At 69.9% G+C, this 21426-nt stretch carries 17 protein-coding genes; 16 read left to right on the forward strand and 1 reads right to left on the reverse strand.

The genetic code is table 11. The features are described 5' to 3' along the window. The first annotated feature begins 519 nt into the window (after positions 1–519). Together ACWCSV_RS01470 and ACWCSV_RS01475 are read left to right on the forward strand one after the other, a co-directional pair. Positions 520–1440 carry an alpha/beta fold hydrolase gene (locus tag ACWCSV_RS01470; protein ID WP_451137835.1) on the forward strand — a complete coding sequence of 307 codons (921 nt, stop codon included), beginning with the start codon at positions 520–522 and terminating at the stop codon, positions 1438–1440. Positions 1441–1831: 391 nt separating this feature from the next. Beyond that, on the forward strand, positions 1832–3043 hold the full coding sequence (locus tag ACWCSV_RS01475) for an esterase/lipase family protein (protein ID WP_451137836.1): 1212 nt from the start codon (positions 1832–1834) through the stop codon (positions 3041–3043). A gap of 221 nt (positions 3044–3264) precedes the next feature. Here the strand turns inward: ACWCSV_RS01475 and ACWCSV_RS01480 are convergent, their stop codons facing one another. Then, on the reverse strand, positions 3265–4122 hold the full coding sequence (locus tag ACWCSV_RS01480) for a C40 family peptidase (RefSeq protein ID WP_451137837.1): 858 nt from the start codon (positions 4120–4122) through the stop codon (positions 3265–3267). 1050 nt (positions 4123–5172) lie between these two features. Between ACWCSV_RS01480 and ACWCSV_RS01485 the strand changes: the two genes are divergently transcribed. The 14 genes from ACWCSV_RS01485 to nuoN all read left to right on the forward strand — a co-directional run bounded on the left by ACWCSV_RS01485 (position 5173) and on the right by nuoN (position 21391). Next, complete coding sequence (locus tag ACWCSV_RS01485; protein ID WP_266705409.1) at positions 5173–5532, forward strand: NADH-quinone oxidoreductase subunit A; 360 nt, start codon at positions 5173–5175, stop codon at positions 5530–5532. A gap of 15 nt (positions 5533–5547) precedes the next feature. Further along, positions 5548–6102, forward strand: coding sequence for a NuoB/complex I 20 kDa subunit family protein (locus tag ACWCSV_RS01490; RefSeq protein ID WP_111337185.1), 555 nt, complete (start codon positions 5548–5550; stop codon positions 6100–6102). Further along, positions 6099–6893 (forward strand): NADH-quinone oxidoreductase subunit C, encoded by a 795-nt coding sequence (locus tag ACWCSV_RS01495; protein ID WP_451137838.1) that lies wholly within the window; start codon positions 6099–6101, stop codon positions 6891–6893. The genes ACWCSV_RS01490 and ACWCSV_RS01495 overlap by 4 nt, the downstream gene beginning before the upstream one ends. After that, positions 6893–8215, forward strand: coding sequence for an NADH-quinone oxidoreductase subunit D (locus ACWCSV_RS01500; RefSeq protein WP_451137839.1), 1323 nt, complete (start codon positions 6893–6895; stop codon positions 8213–8215). The genes ACWCSV_RS01495 and ACWCSV_RS01500 overlap by 1 nt, the downstream gene beginning before the upstream one ends. Before the next feature lie 29 nt (positions 8216–8244). Then, on the forward strand, positions 8245–9066 hold the full coding sequence (gene nuoE / locus ACWCSV_RS01505) for an NADH-quinone oxidoreductase subunit NuoE (protein ID WP_451137974.1): 822 nt from the start codon (positions 8245–8247) through the stop codon (positions 9064–9066). Then, a complete protein-coding gene (nuoF, locus tag ACWCSV_RS01510) occupies positions 9066–10445 on the forward strand; it encodes an NADH-quinone oxidoreductase subunit NuoF (protein WP_327176263.1) in 1380 nt (459 codons plus the stop codon). Before nuoE ends, nuoF begins: the two co-directional genes overlap by 1 nt. Then, entirely contained in the window at positions 10442–12949 is a 2508-nt protein-coding gene (locus tag ACWCSV_RS01515) for an NADH-quinone oxidoreductase subunit G (RefSeq protein WP_451137840.1), read from the forward strand. The genes nuoF and ACWCSV_RS01515 overlap by 4 nt, the downstream gene beginning before the upstream one ends. Further along, positions 12946–14349 (forward strand): NADH-quinone oxidoreductase subunit NuoH, encoded by a 1404-nt coding sequence (gene nuoH, locus ACWCSV_RS01520; RefSeq protein WP_451137841.1) that lies wholly within the window; start codon positions 12946–12948, stop codon positions 14347–14349. The genes ACWCSV_RS01515 and nuoH overlap by 4 nt, the downstream gene beginning before the upstream one ends. A gap of 73 nt (positions 14350–14422) precedes the next feature. Next, complete coding sequence (nuoI, locus tag ACWCSV_RS01525) at positions 14423–15061, forward strand: NADH-quinone oxidoreductase subunit NuoI (protein ID WP_451137975.1); 639 nt, start codon at positions 14423–14425, stop codon at positions 15059–15061. Further along, positions 15058–15951, forward strand: coding sequence for an NADH-quinone oxidoreductase subunit J (locus tag ACWCSV_RS01530; RefSeq protein ID WP_451137842.1), 894 nt, complete (start codon positions 15058–15060; stop codon positions 15949–15951). The genes nuoI and ACWCSV_RS01530 overlap by 4 nt, the downstream gene beginning before the upstream one ends. Next, the gene (gene nuoK, locus ACWCSV_RS01535) at positions 15948–16247 is read left to right on the forward strand and encodes an NADH-quinone oxidoreductase subunit NuoK (RefSeq protein WP_451137843.1); all 300 of its coding nucleotides are present in this window, start codon (positions 15948–15950) and stop codon (positions 16245–16247) included. Before ACWCSV_RS01530 ends, nuoK begins: the two co-directional genes overlap by 4 nt. A gap of 11 nt (positions 16248–16258) precedes the next feature. Then, a complete protein-coding gene (gene nuoL / locus ACWCSV_RS01540; protein ID WP_451137844.1) occupies positions 16259–18154 on the forward strand; it encodes an NADH-quinone oxidoreductase subunit L in 1896 nt (631 codons plus the stop codon). A gap of 4 nt (positions 18155–18158) precedes the next feature. Next, on the forward strand, positions 18159–19730 hold the full coding sequence (locus ACWCSV_RS01545) for an NADH-quinone oxidoreductase subunit M (RefSeq protein ID WP_451137845.1): 1572 nt from the start codon (positions 18159–18161) through the stop codon (positions 19728–19730). After that, positions 19727–21391, forward strand: coding sequence for an NADH-quinone oxidoreductase subunit NuoN (gene nuoN / locus ACWCSV_RS01550; RefSeq protein WP_451137846.1), 1665 nt, complete (start codon positions 19727–19729; stop codon positions 21389–21391). Before ACWCSV_RS01545 ends, nuoN begins: the two co-directional genes overlap by 4 nt. Positions 21392–21426 lie beyond the last annotated feature (35 nt).

Here is a 21426-nt window from a genome sequence, read left to right on the forward strand (position 1 = left end):
GGTCGGCGGGGACCGGTCGGCGGGCTGGTCCCCGGTGGCCGGTCACGGTGTGCGGTGCGCGTCGCACCCGGCGGGCGACAGCTGTACGTAGGTCAACGGGCGCACGTTCCGCGGAAGGGGTGGCGGCCCCTGCGGAGCCTGGGCGGGAACCCGCAGGGCTCGCCCCGGTACAGCGCGCCGAGGGCGGGAATCCAGCCGCCGCTGTCCGCCCACCGGCGTGCCTTGTCGGCCTCGTGCGGCGGCAGGCCGAGGCTCTGACTCGCGCGGAGCCGGCTGCGGATTGGTCGTACTCGATCGGGAGAGTGGCGTGGAGCGCGGTGTCGGCGGCCGGCCGGCCGAGCAGGCCGTTCCGGGGGATAGCCCCACCCTGCTCCCTGGCCCCAGCAGCACTGCCGATCGGCGTGCCAACCGGATGTTCCCGGGGCGGGCTCCGCCGGAGGATGGATCGCGTCGGATCGCAATCGATGGCCATCCGATTGCATCCGATCGCCAGCCAGGCCCAGGCACCGAGGACCACTCATGTCACATATACGCCCCTCCCGCCGACGTACCCGCCGCGCGCTCTCCGCCGTAGCCCTGCTGGCGGTCACCGCCGGGATCGTCACGGCCTGCGGTGAGGAGGAGTCCGGGGCCCCGAAGGCGACGGCCTCCACGTCCTCGGGGGCGGGGCAGGCGGCCGCGTCGAAGCTGCGCATGATCGACAGCGACGGCCACCGCGTCGCGTTCCACATCACCGCGGGTCGCGGCCCCGCCATCGTCCTCGACTTGGGAGGCGGCGAGGACTCCTCGTACTGGAAGGACATCGCGCCCCGGCTCCATGCGGACACCGGTGCGACGGTCATCACGTACGACCGGGCCGGCCTCGGCCAGAGTGAGGCGGTGCCCGGTCCGTGGGACGTGGAAGGCGCCGTCAGCGACCTGAAGACGGGGCTCACCGAGCTGGGGGTCACCAGGGACGTGATCCTGGTGTCCCACTCGCAGGCCGGCGAGGTCGCGACGTACTTCACCGGCGAGAACTCCGAGATGGTCTCCGGCTCCGTACTCGTGGACGCCAACCTGCCCCCGTTCTTCACGGATGAGGAGATCGGCCGGCTCGTCGCCGCGAGCCAGCCGGAGGTGGACGCCGCGAAGAAGGATCCCAACACGCCCGCGAACCGCCAACTCATCGAAACCGCCGAGAACTTCACCCCGGCGCACCAGGCCTACAACAAGATGTCCTGGCCGGACAGCGTCCCCGCAGACGTCATCGTGTCCGAGAAGACCCCCTTCGACGGATCGCCCGAGGACGCGCAGCGCTGGCGCGATGCCGCCGCGTCGTTCGTGAAGCAGGCGCCGAACCGGACGCTCGTCACCGCGACCGGCAGTTCGCACGACGTCCCGAAGGACCGGCCCGACTTCGTGGTGGAGCGGATCGAGACGATGGTGTCGGCGCGGGGCTGACCCCGTGGCGGCGGAGGAGGCGGACGACGGTTCGGGTACGGACGGCTCATGCGGAGGCGGGTGGCCTTGCGCGCACCGGTGGCCCTGTGTGGGTACGGGTGGCCCTGCGGGCGCCGGTGGCCCTGTGGGTGCGGGTGGCCCTGTGGGTGCGGGTGGAGTCCTGTGGGTGCGGGCGGCCCGTGCGGGTGCGCGGCGAGGTGGCCGGGCGGGTGGGCTGAGGTCGGTAAACCTGCACATCCCACTTCCCCTATAGGGATGAACCGGGACGCATCCTCTCGCCCGGGGGTTCCGGGCCTGATCATGATGAGCCCTGTCTCGGTGACGTCCCTCAGTTTCCGTGCCCACTGCTCCGGTGGGCCGCTGGGGCGTGCGCAGACGGAGGAGCATCACATTGTCCGGTCAGCAGGCTGAGCAAGGTGTCGGCGAGTTCGCGGTCGGCGGGACGGCCCACGCCGCGGCGCGGACCACGGTCCAGGCGCCCCGGCCCGACGAGGAGTGGGAACTCCCCAACGGATTCGCCCACGTCTTCTACGGCGAGAACAACGACGGCATCCGGAAGCCGGTCCTCCTGGCCGACGGTTTCAACCTCGGTCCGTCCGACCTGGAGAAGCTCTTCCTCGGCCTGGACGGCGGCGAGTACGCCCTCCTCACGGAGATCCGCCGGTCCGGCCGGGACGTCGTCCTCATCGGCTACGACGAGCGCAGCGCCTCCATCCTCGACAACGCCAAGACCGTCACCGCCGCGATCCAGCGCACCATCGCGGAGCGGGAGGGCAACGCCCCGCTGACCGTGGGCGGCTTCAGCATGGGCGGGATCATCACCCGCTACGTCCTCGCCAAGCTGGAAGGCCAGGGCATCGACCACCAGACGGCCCTCTACTTCTCCTACGACAGTCCGCACCGGGGCGCCGTCATCCCCATCGGGCTCCAGGCCTTCTCCTGCTTCATCCCGCCGGCCAACAAGTTCGCCCAGCAGATGGACAGCCCGGCCGCGCGCGAGATGCTCTGGCGCCACTACGACCGGGAGACCGGGAGCGTGGAGGCCGCCCCCGAGCGCGAGAAGTTCCTCGCGGAGCTGCGGTCGGTCGGATTCTGGCCCCAGCGCCCCCGCCTGATCGCGGTGGCCAACGGCCGCGGCGACGGTCAGGGGTTGGCCATCAACCCGGGTCAGGTCGCGCTCGCCAGCGTCGGCCGGCTGACCTACCCCGGCACCACCTTCTACACCCAGGCCGAAGGCCACGAGGCCGTCGTCGCCGAACTGAAGCGGCTTTTCCCGGCGGCCGAGAAGACCATCACCACCAGCGGCTTCCCGGAGCTCGACGGTGCGCCCGGCGGCACGCTCGACTCGTACGGCATCCTCGGCGCGATGCTGGAGAAGTTCGGGGCCGAGATCGAACTGAACCACCCAGACGTCTGCTTCGTCCCGACCGTGAGCGCCGTCGCCATCCGCGACATCGACCAGCCGGACGACCTCTACGCGAACGTCGACGGGCTGCCGCCGGAGGAGAGTGACCTCGACGAGTTCCTCTGCTCGTCCGATACCACCGGGCACACCCGGATCACCGAGCAGCTCGGCGGCTGGATCCTGGAGCGTCTGCCGTAGAACCGCCGGGGCCGTTCGCCCGTCGGCCTACCAGCCACCGCCCCCAACGCACCAAGGGCCGCCCCTCCCGAGCGGGGAGGGGCGGCCCTTGGCCGTGCTCGGCCCGACGGCGAGCCGTGGGCGAGCTCGGGAACCAGCGAGCTTGTGAATCAGTGAACGCACTCAGTCCGAGCCCGTCGGCACGAGATGTCCGGGTGCAACGCCGAGCGAAAGGCGGCCGGTCAGAGCACCCGCACCGCGCCCGTCGGCTGGTCGTAGCTCAGGTCGCGCTGGACCGTACCGGTGCTGGAGTTCTGCGCGCCGACGAACTGGCCGCCGCCCACGTAGATCGCCACGTGGTACGCGCTGCCCGCGCTGCCCCAGTAGAGGATGTCGCCGGGCTGGAGGCTGTTCAGCGAGACCTGCGTACCGGCCACCGACTGGTCCTGGGAGACGCGCGGCAGGCTGACGCCGACCGAGGCGTACGCGGCCTGGACCAGACCCGAGCAGTCCCACGAGTTCGGGCCGGTGCCGCCGGAGACGTACGCGTCGCCGACCTGTGCCTTGGCGAAGGCGACCACCGCGGCGGCGGAGCCGGAGACGCTCGACGAGGACGACGACGAAGAGGAGACGGCGGTAGTGGTCGCCGTGCTGGACGAGCCGGAGGAGGCGCTGAGCGTGGTGCGCGCGGCGCTGCGGGAGGCGCGCGCGGCGGCCTCCTCCTTGGCCTCGGCCTCCGCCTCGGCCTTCGCGGCGGCTTCGGCCTTCTTCTTGGCCTCCGCCTTGCGGACGGCTTCGGCCTTGGCCCTGGCCGCCGTCTTCGCGGCGCTCTCGGCCGCGGCGTCTTCGGACGCACGCGTCTGGAGGTCGAGGGCGACCTGCTGCGTTGCCTGTACGGAGGCGTCGAGGGCGGTGGAGAGCCCGACGGTGATGGTGGGCATCTCGATGGTCTGGGTCACCGGCTCGGCCTGCGCGGGGCCGGCAGCGCCTGCGACCGCGATGGTGCTGAGCACGCCACCGGCAACTCCGGCCCGCAGCGTCGTCCTGGACGATCGCTGACGGGGCTTCCGGTGGCTGGGTATGTGAGCGGTGTGGGACATGGGTACTAGCGCTATCAGGGCTGCAGGGCTCCCATCAAGAAACGTGTGTTGCGCCACAGTTACGTCCGGAATCTGGGAATCCGCTTGCGTGAAACCTTTATTGACCCCGTAACGGGCAAATTGGACACGCGTCTATAACGCCGTGATCACGGGGTTTTGGCAATACGCCCGAATTGCCCGTCGCTTACCATCCGTTCACCCCGGTGGCCAAGCCCGCTTGATTCGGGGCGGGTTCGACGTGATGCAGGTCACTGCGTGTGCCACCTGTGAAGGGCAACCGCGCGCATGGACCCCGCGTCCGCCACCCGCGCGGCGCGAACGCTCCGGAGAGTGTTCCGCGCACCCCTCCCGCCGCCCTTGGCGCGGCCTCTCCCGCAGCCGCTCCCGCAGCCCCTCCCGGATGCCTCCGTGAGGATGCGCGGGCACTCCACTCCCGGATGCTCCCCGTGTGTACGTCGGAGGGCGCCCCGGCGCTCGTGCCTCCGTTCACAGACTGGCGCGCCGGTGGATTCCCGGGTGCCCTCCCCTCGCTCCCACCGACAGCTGCCGACGCTCATCACCCCCGGGCCGCCCCGTTCACCCCCGGGCCGTCCCGTCCCGGCGCCTCTCCGCGCCCCGTACGCCCGGAAGTTCGCCCTTGTGGGGCGATGTCCACATCGTTCCGCGCAATCCCTCGTCCGGGTGGCATCGAATCCGGCGAATTGCTATATCACTCGCACCTGTCCACCGCCAATTTGCGCGCAGCGGCCTTCCGTTGATAGTGCGCCACTGCGTTGACCAGCGGTAACACCTTCGAATGTCACCACTCGTGATCACTTGGCCGCTTCTCGTGTGAACATCTCCGCTCATCCGACTTCATGATCGTTCGTCAGGTGGTGGAGATCACAAAGGCGTTGGTGTACCCCGTGTCGCAGATCACAGGACGGCGGGCATAGTATGCGGGGCAGTCGGGCTTGTGAACTGCCTCACATGTGCACGATCTTGGTGAGGCGGGGAGCCGGTCGCCCGATGCGGTCCAACGGTCAAGGACGACTGGAAGGAGCGAGGAGCGTGAATGCCTACGCGCCCATCCTCGTGCTCGGCGCCCTCGGGGCAGGGTTTGCGATCTTCTCCGTGGTCATGGCCACGCTTATCGGCCCCAAGCGCTACAACCGGGCAAAGCTCGAAGCGTACGAGTGCGGTATCGAACCCACTCCGACCCCCGCCGGAGGCGGTCGCTTCCCCATCAAGTACTACCTGACGGCGATGCTCTTCATCGTCTTCGACATCGAGATCGTCTTCCTCTATCCCTGGGCCGTCACCTTCGACGCCCTGGGGATGTTCGGGCTCGTGGAGATGCTGCTCTTCGTGCTCACCGTCTTCGTCGCCTACGCGTACGTGTGGCGGCGCGGCGGCCTGGAATGGGACTGAGGGGCTGAGGGGCATATGGGACTCGAAGAGAAACTGCCAAGTGGGTTCGTACTGACCACGGTCGAGCAAGCCGCCGGATGGGTACGGAAGTCCTCCGTCTTCCCCGCCACCTTCGGCCTCGCCTGCTGCGCCATCGAGATGATGACGACCGGAGCAGGGCGGTACGACCTCGCCCGCTTCGGGATGGAGGTCTTCCGCGGGTCGCCGCGCCAGGCGGACCTGATGATCGTCGCCGGGCGGGTCAGCCAGAAGATGGCGCCCGTGCTGCGGCAGGTCTACGACCAGATGCCGAATCCCAAGTGGGTCATTTCCATGGGGGTTTGTGCTTCATCGGGCGGTATGTTCAACAATTACGCCATTGTTCAAGGTGTTGACCACATTGTCCCCGTCGATATCTATTTGCCGGGGTGCCCGCCGCGTCCCGAGATGCTGATGGACGCCATCCTCAAACTCCACCAGAAGATCCAGGGCTCCAAGCTCGGGGTCAACGCGGAGGAAGCCGCCCGCGAGGCGGAGGAGGCGGCCCTCAAGGCGCTCCCCCTGATCGAGATGAAGGGGCTCCTCCGGTGAGCGACAACCCCAGCGGCGGCAACGGCGCCGCCGCCAGCGGCCAGAACGGCGCCAACGGTACGAACGGCCAGAACGCCGACGGCCAGAACGGTGCCAACGGCACCGCCCTCCCCACCCCCCGGGGCGACGGAGGCGAGGTCATCCGCGTACGGAAGGGGATGTTCGGCGCCAACAACGGTGGCGACACCTCCGGTTACGGCGGGCTCGTCCGGACGGTACGGCTGCCGCACGCGAGCCCCCGTCCGTACGGCGGCTGGTTCGACGAAGTGGCCGACGAGCTCGAAGGCGCCCTGGACGAGCAGGGGCTCGTACCCGGGAACGCCATCGAGCGGACCGTGGTCGACCGCGGCGAGCTGACCTTCCACATCGCGCGCGAGCACCTGGTGACCGTCGCCCGCACCCTGCGCGACGACCCGGCGCTCCGCTTCGAGCTCTGCACCGGCGTCAGCGGGGTCCACTTCCTCGGCGACAAGGGCCGCGAGCTGCACGCCGTGTACCACCTGCGGTCCCTCACCCACGGCCGGCTGATCCGGCTGGAGGTGTCCGCGCCCGACAGCGACCCGCACGTTCCCTCGCTGGTCGCGGTCTACCCGACCAACGACTGGCACGAGCGCGAGGCGTACGACTTCTTCGGGCTCGTCTTCGACGGGCACCCCGCGCTCACCCGGATCATGATGCCGGACGACTGGCAGGGCTTCCCGCAGCGCAAGGACTACCCGCTCGGCGGCATCGCCGTCGAGTACAAGGGCGCCCAGATCCCGGCTCCGGACCAGCGGAGGTCGTACTCCTGATGACCACTTCCCACGCAACGCCCCGCGACACGACCGAGGGGACTGTATATACAGTCACCGGCGGCGACTGGGACGAGGTCGTCGAGGCGGCCGGCAAGTCCGACGACGAACGCATCATCGTCAACATGGGCCCGCAGCACCCGTCCACGCACGGCGTGCTGCGGCTGATCCTGGAGATCGACGGCGAGACCGTCACCGAGGCCCGCTGCGGCATCGGCTACCTCCACACCGGCATCGAGAAGAACCTCGAGTTCCGGAACTGGACCCAGGGCACCACGTTCGTCACGCGCATGGACTACCTGACGCCGTTCTTCAACGAGACGGCGTACTGCCTCGCGGTCGAGAAGCTCCTCGGCATCGAGGACCAGATCCCCGACCGCGCCAGCGTGATCCGGGTCCTGCTCATGGAGCTGAACCGGATCTCCTCGCACCTCGTGTGCATCGCCACCGGCGGCATGGAGCTCGGCTCCACCACGATCATGATCTACGGGTTCCGCGACCGCGAGCTGATCCTCGACCTCTTCGAGCTGATCACCGGGCTCCGGATGAACCACGCGTTCGTCCGCCCCGGCGGCCTCGCCCAGGACCTGCCGCCCGGCGCGATCGACCAGATCCGCTCCTTCATCACCACCATGAAGCGGAACCTGCCGGAGTACGACAAGCTCGCCACCGGCAACCCGATCTTCAAGGCGCGCATGGAGGACGTCGGCTACCTCGACCTCACCGGCTGCGTCGCGCTCGGCGCCACCGGTCCTGTCCTGCGGTCCGCCGGCCTCCCGCACGACCTGCGCAAGACCGATCCGTACTGCGGCTACGAGACGTACGACTTCGACGTGCCGACCGCCGACACCTGCGACTCCTACGGGCGCTTCCTCATCCGCGTGGAGGAGATGCGCCAGTCGCTGCGGATCGTCGAGCAGTGCCTGGACCGGCTGGCACCCGGCCCGGTCATGGTCGCCGACAAGAAGATCGCCTGGCCCGCGCAGCTCGCGCTCGGACCGGACGGGCTCGGCAACTCGCTCGAACACATCAAGAAGATCATGGGCACCTCCATGGAGGCCCTGATCCACCACTTCAAGCTGGTGACCGAGGGATTCCGGGTCCCCGCCGGGCAGGCGTACGTCGCCGTCGAATCGCCCAAGGGCGAACTCGGCGTGCACGTCGTCTCCGACGGCGGCACCCGTCCCTACCGGGTCCACTTCCGCGACCCGTCCTTCACCAACCTCCAGGCCATGGCGGCGATGTGCGAGGGCGGCCAGGTCGCCGACGTCATCGTCGCCGTCGCGTCCATCGACCCCGTGATGGGAGGCGTCGACCGGTGACCGCAGCGAATCAAGAGGTCAGTCTGGGGATGCCGCAGCTCCCCGCCCCCGCCTACCCCGACGACGTACGGGCCCGGCTCGAAGCGGACGCGCGGGAGGTGATCGCCCGCTACCCCGACAGCCGCTCCGCGCTGCTGCCGCTGCTCCACCTCGTCCAGTCCGAGGAGGGGTACGTCACCCGTACGGGCATGGCCCTCTGCGCCGAACTCCTCGGGCTCACCACGGCGGAGGTCACGGCCGTCGCGACCTTCTACACGATGTACCGGCGCAAGCCGAGCGGCGACTACCAGGTCGGCGTCTGCACCAACACCCTCTGCGCGGTCATGGGCGGCGACGCCATCTTCGACCGGCTCAAGACGCACCTGGGTGTCGGCAACGACGAGACCACCGACGACGGCAAGGTCACCCTCGAACACATCGAGTGCAACGCGGCCTGCGACTACGCCCCCGTCGTGATGGTGAACTGGGAGTTCTTCGACAACCAGACCCCCGAGAGCGCGACGAAGCTCGTCGACGACCTCATCGCCGGGCGGACCGTCGAACCCACCCGGGGTGCCCCGATCTGCTCGTACAAGGAGACCGCCCGCATCCTCGCCGGGTTCCCCGACGAGCGCCCCGGCGCGGTCGCCGCGAGCGGCGGCGCCGGACCCGCCTCCCTGATCGGGCTCCGCCTCGCCAAGGGCGAAACCGCCCCGGGCCACCGGGTCGTCGCCCAGCGCCGGGACGTCCCCGCGGACCAGCCGCACGAGCCCTCGCCGTCCGAGCACCTCAGCTCGCACGACGCACCGCAGCAGACATCGGCCTCCGACCCGGACAACCCGGCCGGACCCGCAGCCGAGGAGGGGGAGTGATGACCTTGGCCGCCGAGATCGACAGGAACGGGACCAGCCCCGAGAAGCTCCTCGCCCCGGTCCTCTCCGCCCACTGGGACGAAGCGGAACCCTGGACGCTGGAGAGCTACCGCCGCCACGACGGGTACGAGGGCCTCCGCAAGGCCCTCGCCATGACGCCCGACGACCTCATCGCGTACGTCAAGGACTCCGGTCTGCGCGGACGCGGCGGCGCCGGCTTCCCCACCGGGATGAAGTGGCAGTTCATCCCGCAGGGCGACGGCAAGCCGCACTACCTCGTCGTCAACGCCGACGAGTCGGAGCCCGGCACCTGCAAGGACATCCCGCTCCTCTTCGCCAACCCGCACAGCCTCATCGAGGGCATCGTGATCGCCTGCTACGCGATCCGCTCCTCGCACGCCTTCATCTACCTGCGCGGCGAGGTCGTGCCCGTCCTGCGGCGGCTGCACGAGGCCGTCCGCGAGGCGTACGCGGCCGGCTACCTCGGCAAGGACGCCCTCGGCCCCGGTCTCGACCTCGAACTGACCGTGCACGCGGGCGCCGGTGCGTACATCTGCGGCGAGGAGACGGCGCTGCTCGACTCGCTCGAAGGACGGCGCGGCCAGCCCCGGCTGCGGCCCCCCTTCCCCGCGGTCGCCGGTCTGTACGCCTGCCCCACCGTGGTGAACAACGTCGAGTCCATCGCCTCGGTTCCCGCGATCCTCCAGCGCGGCAAGGACTGGTTCAAATCGATGGGCAGCGAGAAGTCCCCGGGCTTCACGCTCTACTCGCTCAGCGGCCACGTCACCAGCCCCGGCCAGTACGAGGCCCCGCTCGGTATCACGCTCCGCCAGCTGCTCGACATGAGCGGCGGCATCCGTGCCGGGCACCGCCTCAAGTTCTGGACCCCGGGCGGCTCGTCCACCCCGATGTTCACCGACGAGCACCTCGACGTCCCCCTCGACTACGAGGGCGTCGGCGCCGCCGGCTCCATGCTCGGCACCAAGGCGCTCCAGTGCTTCGACGAGACGACGTGCGTGGTGCGGGCCGTCACCCGGTGGACCGAGTTCTACGCCCACGAGTCCTGCGGCAAGTGCACACCCTGCCGCGAAGGCACCTACTGGCTCGTCCAGTTGCTCCGCGACATCGAAGCGGGCAAGGGCCGCCCCGGCGACCTCGACAAGCTCAACGACATCGCCGACAACATCAACGGCAAGTCCTTCTGCGCGCTGGGCGACGGCGCCGCCTCGCCGATCTTCTCCTCGCTGAAGTACTTCCGCGAGGAGTACGAGCAGCACATCACCGGCAAGGGCTGCCCCTTCGACCCCGCGAAGTCGACCCTCTGGGCCGACGACAAGGACACCGACGACCAAGACGCTCACCGGGGGGTGAACGCATGACAGTCACCACGAGTGCGCCCTCCGGGGGCGGACAGGCGGCCGTACCGCCCGAGGACCTCGTCACGCTGACCATCGACGGCATCGAGACGAGCGTCCCCAAGGGGACCCTCGTCATCCGCGCCGCCGAGGAACTCGGCATCGAGATCCCCCGGTTCTGCGACCACCCGCTCCTCGACCCGGCCGGTGCCTGCCGCCAGTGCATCGTCGAGGTGGAGGGCCAGCGCAAGCCGATGGCCTCCTGCACCATCACCTGCACCGACGGCATGGTCGTCAGGTCACAGCTCACCTCGCCCGTCGCCGAGAAGGCCCAGAAGGGTGTGATGGAGCTGCTGCTCATCAACCACCCGCTGGACTGTCCGGTCTGCGACAAGGGCGGCGAGTGCCCGCTGCAGAACCAGTCGCTCTCGCACGGCACCGCGGAATCCCGGTTCGACGGGCGCAAGCGGACGTTCGAGAAGCCCGTCCCGATCTCCACCCAGGTGCTGCTGGACCGCGAACGCTGCGTGCTCTGCGCACGCTGCACCCGGTTCTCCAACCAAGTGGCCGGCGACCCGATGATCGAGCTGCTGGAACGCGGCGCGCTCCAGCAGGTCGGCACCGGCGAGGGCGACCCCTTCGAGTCGTACTTCTCCGGCAACACCATCCAGATCTGCCCGGTCGGGGCGCTCACCTCGGCGGCGTACCGCTTCCGTTCGCGCCCCTTCGACCTGGTCTCCTCGCCCTCGGTCTGCGAGCACTGCGCGGGCGGCTGCGCCACCCGTACCGACCACCGGCGCGGCAAGGTCATGCGCCGCCTCGCGGCCAACGACCCCGAGGTCAACGAAGAGTGGCTGTGCGACAAGGGGCGCTTCGGCTTCCGCTACGCCCAGCAGCGCGACCGGCTCACCACCCCGCTGGTCCGCAACGCCGACGGCGACCTCGAACCCGCGTCCTGGCCGGAGGCGCTCGCCGCCGCCGCGGCGGGACTCGGCGCGGCACGCGGCCGGGCCGGAGTGCTGACCGGCGGCCGGCTCACCGTCGAGGACGCCTACGCGTACAGCAAGTTCGCGCGGGTCGCCCTGGACACCAACGACATCGACTTCCGGGCCCGGGTGCACAGCGGCGAGGAGGCCGACTTCCTGGCCGCCCGCGTCGCCGGCCGCGGCCGCGACCTGGACGGCGAGGGCGTCACCTATACCTCGCTGGAGAAGGCGTCGGCGGTCCTGCTCGCCGGGTTCGAGTCCGAGGAGGAGGCGCCCGGCGTCTTCCTCCGGCTCCGCAAGGCCCACCGCAAGCACGGCCTGCGGACCTGGGCGATCGCCTCGCACGCCACCCGCGGACTGGAGAAGGCGGGCGGCACCCTGCTGCCGGCCGCCCCCGGCACCGAGACCGAGTGGCTGGACGCGCTCGCCGGAGGCGTCGGGCTCGACGAGGCCGGAGCGGCCGCCGCCGAAGCGCTGCGTGGCGAGAACTCCGTCATCGTCGTCGGCGAACGGCTCGCCGCGGTCCCCGGCGCACTCACCGCCGTCCTGCGCACCGCCACCGCCACCGGCGCCGCCCTGGTGTGGATTCCACGCCGGGCCGGGGAGCGCGGGGCGCTGGAAGCCGGGGCCCTGCCGACCCTGCTGCCCGGCGGCCGACCGGCCACCGACCCGCGCGCCCGCCAGGAGGTCGCCACCCTCTGGGGCCTCGGCGACCTGCCCGCCCGCCACGGGCGCGACACCAGCCAGATCCTCGGCGCCGCCGCCACCGGCGAACTCGGCGCGCTGCTCGTCGCGGGCGTCGAACCCCGCGACCTGCCGGACCCGGCCGCCGCGCTCGCCGCGCTGGACCAGGTCGGCTTCCTCGTCTCGCTGGAGCTGCGTCCCAGCGAGGTCACCGAACGCGCCGACGTGGTGCTGCCGGTGGCGGCCGTCGTCGAGAAGTCCGGCACCTTCCTCAACTGGGAAGGCCGCGCCCGGATGTTCGAGGCGGCGCTGAAGCCCGAGCAGATGACCCGTACCCTCGCGCCGACCGACGGCCGGGTGCTGCACATGCTGGCCGACGCCCTCGGCGTCCGCCTCGGGCTGCCCGACCTCGCCGCCGCCCGCCGCGAACTCGACCGGCTCGGCGGCTGGACCGGCTCGTACCCGAGCGCCCCCAAGGAGATCGGACGCCCGCTGCCCCGGCCCGGCGACGGCGAGGCGATCCTCGCCGGCCACCGCATGCTGCTCGACCTCGGCCGGCTCCAGGAGGGCGACGAGGCGCTCGCCGGCACCCGGCACGCCGCCGTCGCCCGGCTCTCCGCGCACACCGCGGCCGAGACCGGGGTGAAGGACGGCGACCTCCTCGCCGTCACCGGACCCGCAGGCAGCGTCGAACTCCCGCTGCGGATCACCGAGATGCCGGACCGGGTGGTCTGGGTGCCGCTCAACTCCACCGGCCGCGGTGTCCCCGCGCAGACCGGCTCCCGCCCCGGCGGGCTGGTCCGCATCGGCGCCGCCACCACCGCAGCCCCCGCCCACTCACCGGAGGTGCGAGCGTGAACAGCCTCGCTCACCTGGCCACGGCGCCCGGCAACGCCCCACTGGCCGCCGAGGACCTCTCGATGTTCGGCACCGACCCCTGGTGGCTGGTCGTCGTCAAGGCGGTCTTCTGCTTCGCGTTCCTGATGGTGACCGTGCTCTTCGCGATCGTCTGGGAGCGCAAGGTCGTCGCCTGGATGCAGCTGCGCATCGGCCCCAACCGGAACGGCCCCTGGGGACTGCTCCAGTCGCTCGCCGACGGCGTCAAGCTGATGCTGAAGGAAGACCTGATCGTCAAGCGCGCCGACCGGGTCGTCTACATCCTCGCGCCGATCGTCGCGGCCATCCCGGCGTTCATGGCGATCGCCGTGATCCCGTTCGGCCCGTCCGGCAACGAGGTGTCGATCTTCGGTCACCGTACGACGATGCAGCTCACCGACCTGCCGATCGCGATGCTCTACATCCTCGCGGTCGCCTCGGTCGGCATCTACGGCATCGTCCTCGCCGGCTGGTCCTCCGGCTCGACCTACCCGCTCCTCGGCGGACTCCGGTCCTGCGCCCAGATGATCAGCTACGAGATCGCGATGGGTGCCGCGTTCGCCTCGGTCTTCCTCTACTCCGGGTCGATGTCGACCTCGAAGATCGTGGAGGCGCAGCACGACCGCTGGTTCATCGTCCTGCTGCCGGTCTCCTTCATCATCTACATCGTCACCATGGTCGGCGAGACCAACCGCGCCCCGTTCGACATGCCGGAGTCCGAGGGCGACCTCGTCGGCGGCTTCAACACCGAGTACTCCTCCATCAAGTTCGCGATGTTCATGCTCGCCGAGTACGTGAACATGGTGACGGTCTCCGCGGTCTCCGCGACCCTCTTCCTGGGAGGCTGGCGGGCCCCGTACCCGATCAGCACCTTCTGGGAGGGCGCGAACCACGGCTGGTGGCCGATGCTCTGGTTCGTCGTCAAGGTCCAGCTGCTCCTCTTCTTCTTCATCTGGCTCCGCGGCTCGCTGCCCCGCGTCCGCTACGACCAGCTGATGAAGCTCGGCTGGAAGGTCCTCATCCCGGTCTCCGTGGTCTGGCTGATGATGGTCGCCACCGTGCGCGCCCTGAACAACGAGGGGTACGACTTCTCGAAGATCGTGCTGTACGTCGCGGGGGCCGTGATCGCGGTGCTGCTGATCTCCTTCCTCGCCGACTCCTTCCGCGACCGCAAGGGCCGCGAGGAGGAGGCGAAGGCGGGCCCGCCGCCCGAGTTCGACCCGATGGCGGGCGGATTCCCCGTACCGCCGCTGCCCGGACAGACCCTGCCGCCCGTGCCCCGGCGCACCCCGCGCCGCGAACGGGAGCTCGTTGTCAGTGGCGGCCCCGATACTCAGAGTGACGAAAACGTGAGTGACGGAAAGGAGGCCGACCGTGTCTGAGTCACAACCCTCTGGGCCCTCGAACGACAAGTTCCAGAACCCCGTGGCCGGCTTCGGCGTGACCTTCAAGGCCATGTTCAAGAAGCGGCTCACCGAGCAGTACCCGGAGACGCCGAAGGTGACGGCGCCGCGCTTCCACGGCCGTCACCAGCTCAACCGGCACCCGGACGGCCTGGAGAAGTGCATCGGCTGCGAGCTGTGCGCCTGGGCCTGTCCCGCCGACGCCATCTACGTCGAGGGCGCGGACAACACCGACGAGGAGCGGTACTCCCCGGGCGAACGGTACGGCCGCGTCTACCAGATCAACTACGCGCGCTGCATTCTCTGCGGTCTCTGCATCGAGGCGTGCCCCACCCGGGCGCTCACGATGACCAACGAGTTCGAGCTCGCCAACACCACCCGCGCCAGCCTCATCTACACCAAGGACGAGCTGCTCGCGGGGCTGGAGGAGGGCATGGTCGACAGCCCGCACGCGATCTTCCCCGGCATGGACGAACAGGACTACTACCGGGGCCTGGTGACCGAGGCCGCTCCCGGCACCGAGCGCCAGACGGCGGTGACCAAGGGCGAGAAGCCCGAGTCCCCCGACGACGCCGCCGTGGTGCCCGGCTCCGAGGCCGAAGCGGCCGCGTCCCACGAGCACGACCACGCGCACGCGGGGCACGGTTCCCACGGACACGGTTCCCACGGTCAGAGGGGAGCGGGCGCATGAGCGCTCTGGCCGCAGCGGCCTCCACCACCTCGACCGGCGAGGCCGTCCAGTTCTGGATCCTCGGTACGGTCGCCCTGCTCGGCGCCCTCTTCACCGTCCTGATGAAGCGGGCCGTGCACAGCGCGCTCTCGCTCGCCGGGACCATGATCGTGCTGGCGGTGTTCTACCTCGCCAACGGCGCGTACTTCCTCGGCATCGTGCAGGTCGTCGTCTACACCGGCGCGATCATGATGCTCTTCCTCTTCGTCGTGATGCTCGTCGGCGTCACCGCCGCCGACTCGCTGAAGGAGACCCTCAAGGGCCAGCGCTGGCTGGCCGCCGGATGCGGTCTCGGCTTCGGGGTACTGCTCGTCGCCGGCATCGGCAACGCCTCCCTGAACAGCTTCAACGGCCTCGGCACCGCCAACGCCGTGCACGGGGGGAACGTCGAGGGACTCGCCAACCTCATCTTCACCAAGTACGTCTTCGCGTTCGAGATCACCGGCGCCCTCCTCATCACCGCGACGGTCGGGGCGATGGTGCTCACCCACAAGGAACGCACCGAACGCGCGCAGACCCAGCGGGAGATGTCCGAGGCCCGGGTCCGCTCGAACCACCTGCCGCCGCTGCCCGCCCCCGGCGTCTACGCCCGGCACAACGCCGTGGACATCGCCGGTCTGCTGCCCGACGGCACCCCGTCCGAGCTGACCGTGATGCGCACCCTGCGCGACCGCGGACAGATCCGCGACGTCTCCGAGGAGGCGCTCGCCGACCTCAAGGCACTGGAACAGAGGTCCGGTGAGCGGCTCGGACGCTCCACCGCCCTCTCCGCCCGGGGCGCGGGGACGGGCCCGTCCGCATCGGCGGGGCGGCCGGCCGAAAGCGCCAGGAACGGGGAGGACACCCAGTGAATCCGGTCAACTACCTCTACCTGGCAGCTCTGCTGTTCACCATCGGCGCCTGCGGGGTGCTGATCCGGCGGAACGCGATCGTGGTGTTCATGTGCGTGGAGCTGATGCTCAACGCCTGCAACCTCGCCTTCGTCACCTTCTCCCGCCTGCACGGCAACCTCGACGGCCAGATCATCGCGTTCTTCACGATGGTCGTCGCCGCCGCGGAAGTCGTCGTCGGGCTGGCGATCATCGTGTCGCTGTTCCGCTCCCGCCATTCGGCCTCGGTCGACGACGCCGGCCTGATGAAGCTGTGAGGGGCTGAATCGTGGAGAACCTGATCGCGCTGCTCATCGCGGCGCCCCTGCTCGGAGCGGCGGTCCTGCTGTGCGGGGGCCGCCGGCTCGACCGGGCCGGACACTGGCTCGGCACCCTGCTCGCCGCCGTGTCGTTCGTTCTGGCCGTGGTGCTCTTCGCCGACATGCTCGGCAAGGGCGCCGAAGAACGCCTGCTGCACCAGAAGCTGTTCAGCTGGATTCCCGTGGAGGGCTTCCAGGCCGACGTCGCCTTCCAGCTCGACCAGCTGTCGATGACGTTCGTCCTGCTGATCACCAGTGTGGGCACCCTGATCCACATCTACTCGATCGGCTACATGGAGCACGACGAACGCCGTCGCCGCTTCTTCGGCTATCTCAACCTCTTCGTCGCGGCGATGCTCATCCTGGTCCTCGCCGACAACTACCTTCTGCTGTACGTCGGATGGGAGGGCGTCGGCCTCGCCTCCTACCTCCTCATCGGCTTCTGGCAGCACAAGCCCAGCGCGGCCACCGCCGCGAAGAAGGCCTTCCTGGTCAACCGGGTCGGCGACATGGGCCTCTCCATCGCGATCATGCTGATGTTCACCACCTTCGGCACCTTCGCCTTCGGGCCGGTGCTCGGGGCGACCGGCGACACCAGCGAGGGCAAGCTCACCGCGATCGGCCTGATGCTGCTCCTCGCCGCCTGCGGCAAGTCCGCGCAGGTACCGCTCCAGTCCTGGCTCGGCGACGCGATGGAGGGCCCGACGCCGGTCTCCGCCCTCATCCACGCCGCGACCATGGTCACCGCGGGCGTGTACCTCATCGTCCGCTCCGGTGCGATCTTCAACGCCGCCCCGGACGCGCAGCTCGTCGTCGCGATCGTCGGAGCGGTCACGCTCCTGTTCGGTGCGATCGTCGGTTGCGCCAAGGACGACATCAAGAAGGCGCTGGCCGGCTCCACGATGTCGCAGATCGGCTACATGGTCCTCGCCGCGGGCCTCGGCCCCATCGGGTACGTCTTCGCGATCATGCACCTGGTGACGCACGGCTTCTTCAAGGCCGGACTCTTCCTCGGCGCCGGTTCGGTCATGCACGGCATGAACGACGAGGTCGACATGAGGAAGTTCGGCGGCCTGCGGAAGTACATGCCGGTCACCTTCATCACCTTCGGCCTCGGCTACCTGGCCATCATCGGCTTCCCCGGCCTCTCCGGCTTCTTCTCCAAGGACAAGATCATCGAGGCGGCCTTCGCCAAGGGCGGCACCGAGGGCTGGATCCTCGGCTCCGTCGCCCTGCTGGGCGCCGCGATCACCGCGTTCTACATGACGCGCGTGATGCTGATGACCTTCTTCGGCGAGAAGCGCTGGCAGCCCGACGCCGAAGGCCACGAACCGCACCCGCACGAGTCCCCGAAGTCGATGACGATCCCCATGATCGTGCTCGCCTTCGGCTCGGTCTTCGCGGGCGGCTTCTTCTCCATCGGCGACCGGTTCCTGCACTGGCTGGAACCCGTCACCGGCCACGACCACGGGGACTCCCCGGTCGGCGCGACCACCGTCACCGGCGCCACCATGGTGGTGCTCGTCATCGGCGTCGCGATCGCCTGGGCGATGTACGGCCGCCGGCCGGTGCCCGCCCTCGCCCCACGCGGCTCGCTGCTCACCCGGGCCGCTCGCCGCGACCTCCTCCAGGACGACTTCAACCACGTCGTCCTGGTCCGCGGCGGCGAGCACCTCACCCGCTCCCTGGTCTACGTCGACCACTCCCTGGTCGACGGCGTCGTCAACGGCACGGCCGCCACGGTCGGCGGGCTCTCCGGCCGGCTGCGCAAACTGCAGAACGGCTACGCCCGCTCCTACGCGGTCTCGATGTTCGGCGGTACGGCGGTCCTCATCGCCGCGACCCTGCTGATGAGGGCGGTCTGATCACATGTCCTTTCCCCTCCTGACAGCGACGGCGGCACTCCCCGCGATCGGCGCCATCGCCACCGCCGCCGTCCCGGCCCAGCGGCGCACCGCCGCGAAATGGCTGGCGCTGCTCGTCTCGCTGGCCACCCTGGTCCTCGCGGCGATCGTGCTGGTTCGCTTCGAGCCCGGCGGCGACCGCTACCAGCTCACCGAGTCGCACGCCTGGATTGCCGACTTCGGCGTCCGGTACGAACTCGGCGTGGACGGCATCGGGGTGGCGCTCCTCGCGCTCACCGCGCTGCTCATCCCGTTCGTGATCCTGGCCGGCTGGCACGATGCCGACCCCCTGGAGACGCACAACTCCCGGTGGCGCCCCACCCAGGGCTTCTTCGCCCTGATCCTGATGGTGGAGGCGATGGTGATCCTCTCCTTCGAGGCCACCGACGTCTTCCTCTTCTACATCCTCTTCGAAGCCATGCTCATCCCGATGTACTTCCTCATCGGCGGCTTCGGGGACCGGGCCCACGCGGGCACCGACGAGAACGCCGCGGCCCAGCGCTCGTACGCCGCCGTGAAGTTCCTCCTCTACAACCTCGTCGGCGGCCTCATCATGCTGGCCGCCGTCATCGGGCTGTACGCGGTCGCCGGGAGCTTCTCGCTCTCCGAGATCGCCGAGGCCCGCGCGAACGGCTCCCTGGAGATGGCGACCAGCACCGAGCGGTGGCTCTTCCTCGGGTTCTTCTTCGCCTTCGCGGTGAAGGCCCCGCTCTGGCCGCTGCACACCTGGCTGCCCAACGCCATGGGCGAGGCGACCGCACCCGTCGCCGTGCTGATCACCGCGATCGTCGACAAGGTCGGCACCTTCGCGATGCTCCGCTTCTGCCTCCAGCTCTTCCCGGAGGCCAGCAAGTGGGCCACCCCGGTGGTGCTCGCCCTCGCGCTGGTCTCCATCGTGTACGGCGCGCTCCTCGCGGTCGGCCAGCGCGACATCAAGCGGCTGATCGCCTACGCGTCGATCTCGCACTTCGGCTTCATCATCCTGGGCATCTTCGCGATGACCAGCCAGGGCCAGTCGGGCGCCACGCTCTACATGGTCAACCACGGCATCTCGACCGCCGCGCTGATGCTGGTCGCCGGATTCCTCATCACCCGGCGCGGCTCCCGCCTGATCGCGGACTACGGCGGAGTGCAGAAGGTCGCCCCGATCCTCGCGGGCACCTTCCTCGTCGGCGGCCTCGCCACCCTCTCGCTGCCGGGGCTCGCCCCGTTCGTCAGTGAGTTCCTGGTCCTGGTCGGGGTGTTCAGCGCCTACCCGGTCGCCGGGATCATCGCCACCACCGGCATCGTGCTCGCCGCGCTCTACGTCCTGGTCCTCTACCAGCGCACCATGACCGGCCCGGTGAAGGCCACCGTCCAGGGCATGGCGGACCTGCGGGTCCGTGAGCTGGTGGTGGTCGTACCGCTGATCGCGCTGCTGCTCTTCCTGGGCGTCTTCCCGAAGCCGCTCACCGAGATCGTCGACCCGGCGGTGCAGCACACCATGTCCGACGTACAGAAGCAGGACCCCCAGCCCGAGGTGGAGGCCGCCAAGTGAGCGCAACAGCTGTCCACAGCCTGTGGACCGTGGCGGGCGGGGTGACGACGGCCGCCCCGGACGTGAAGTTCACGGCCCCCACCATCGAGTACGCCCAGCTCGCACCCGTCCTGATCGTGGTCGGCGCGGCGGTGCTCGGCGTCCTGGCGGAGGCCTTCGTGCCCCGCCGGGCCCGGTACCTCACGCAGGTACTCCTCACCGTCGTCGCCCTGGCCGCCGCGTTCGCCGCGGTCGTCGGGCTCGCCGCGGGCGGATACGGCACGACCAAGGCCCACATCGCGGCGATGGGCGCCGTCGCGGTGGACGGACCGGCGCTGTTCCTGCAGGGCACCATCCTGCTGGCCTCGCTGGTCGCGGTCTTCACCTTCGCCGAGCGGCGGCTCGACCCCGCCTCGCACGGCAACCGGGTCGACTCCTTCGTCGCCCAGGCCGGGTCCGTCCCGGGCAGCGACAGCGAGAAGCAGGCGGTCAGGGCCGGGTTCACCACGACCGAGGTCTTCCCGCTCGTCCTCTTCGCCATCGCGGGCATGCTGGTCTTCCCGGCCGCCAACGACCTGCTGACCCTCTTCGTCGCGCTCGAAGTCTTCTCCCTGCCGCTCTACCTCCTCTGCGCCCTCGCCCGCCGCAAGCGGCTGATGTCGCAGGAGGCCGCGGTGAAGTACTTCCTGCTCGGCGCGTTCTCCTCGGCGTTCCTCCTCTTCGGGATCGCCCTCCTCTACGGCTACGCGGGCTCCGTCTCGTACGCCACCATCGCGAGCGTCGTCGACGGCTCGGTCACCGAGATCGACCCCGCCCTCGCCTCCACCATGGGCAACGACGCGCTGCTCCTCATCGGCGGCGCGATGATCCTGATGGGGCTCCTCTTCAAGGTCGGCGCCGTGCCGTTCCACATGTGGACCCCGGACGTCTACCAGGGCGCACCGACCCCGGTCACCGGCTTCATGGCCGCCGCGACCAAGGTCGCCGCCTTCGGCGCGCTGCTCCGCCTGCTGTACGTCGTGCTCCCCGGCCTCACCTGGGACTGGCGTCCGGTCATGTGGGGCGTGTCCATCGTCACCATGCTGGGCGGCGCGATCGTCGCGATCACCCAGACCGACATCAAGCGGCTGCTCGCCTACTCCTCGATCGCGCACGCCGGGTTCATCCTGGCGGGTGTCATCGCGACCACCCCGGAGGGCATCTCCTCGGTCCTCTTCTACCTCGTCGCCTACTCCTTCGTGACGGTCGGCGCCTTCGCCGTCGTCACCCTGGTGCGCGACGCGGGCGGCGAGGCGACCCACCTGTCGAAGTGGGCCGGGCTCGGCCGGCGCTCCCCGCTGACCGCCGCCGTCTTCGCGGTGTTCCTGCTGGCCTTCGCCGGTATCCCGCTCACCTCCGGCTTCTCCGGCAAGTTCGCCGTCTTCAAGGCGGCGGCGGACGGCGGCGCGGGCGGACTCGTGGTCGTCGGTGTGATCTCCTCGGCGATCGCCGCGTTCTTCTACATCCGGGTCATCGTCCTGATGTTCTTCAGCGAGCCGAAGGCGGACGGCCCCACGGTCGCCGTCCCGTCCCCGCTGACGATGACCACCATCGGCATCGGCGTCGCGGTCACCCTGGTGCTCGGCCTCGCCCCGCAGTACTTCCTGGACCTGGCGAGCCAGGCGGGGATCTTCGTGCGGTAGCGGTGCGACAGTGGGTGGCGGCGTGACGCACACGC

The sequence above is a fragment of the Streptomyces sp. NPDC001770 genome, assembly GCF_053596135.1.

Excerpts from the sequence above, each read along its gene's own strand:
- ACWCSV_RS01500 (WP_451137839.1), top strand. The coding sequence starts at position 6,893 with ATGACCACTTCCCACGCAACGCCCCGCGACACGACCGAGGGGACTGTA.
- ACWCSV_RS01490 (WP_111337185.1), top strand. The coding sequence starts at position 5,548 with ATGGGACTCGAAGAGAAACTGCCAAGTGGGTTCGTACTGACCACGGTC.
- ACWCSV_RS01515 (WP_451137840.1), top strand. The coding sequence starts at position 10,442 with ATGACAGTCACCACGAGTGCGCCCTCCGGGGGCGGACAGGCGGCCGTA.
- ACWCSV_RS01480 (WP_451137837.1), bottom strand. The coding sequence starts at position 4,122 with ATGTCCCACACCGCTCACATACCCAGCCACCGGAAGCCCCGTCAGCGA.
- nuoE (WP_451137974.1), top strand. The coding sequence starts at position 8,245 with ATGCCGCAGCTCCCCGCCCCCGCCTACCCCGACGACGTACGGGCCCGG.
- nuoF (WP_327176263.1), top strand. The coding sequence starts at position 9,066 with ATGACCTTGGCCGCCGAGATCGACAGGAACGGGACCAGCCCCGAGAAG.
- nuoI (WP_451137975.1), top strand. The coding sequence starts at position 14,423 with ATGTTCAAGAAGCGGCTCACCGAGCAGTACCCGGAGACGCCGAAGGTG.
- ACWCSV_RS01470 (WP_451137835.1), top strand. The coding sequence starts at position 520 with ATGTCACATATACGCCCCTCCCGCCGACGTACCCGCCGCGCGCTCTCC.
- ACWCSV_RS01530 (WP_451137842.1), top strand. The coding sequence starts at position 15,058 with ATGAGCGCTCTGGCCGCAGCGGCCTCCACCACCTCGACCGGCGAGGCC.
- ACWCSV_RS01545 (WP_451137845.1), top strand. The coding sequence starts at position 18,159 with ATGTCCTTTCCCCTCCTGACAGCGACGGCGGCACTCCCCGCGATCGGC.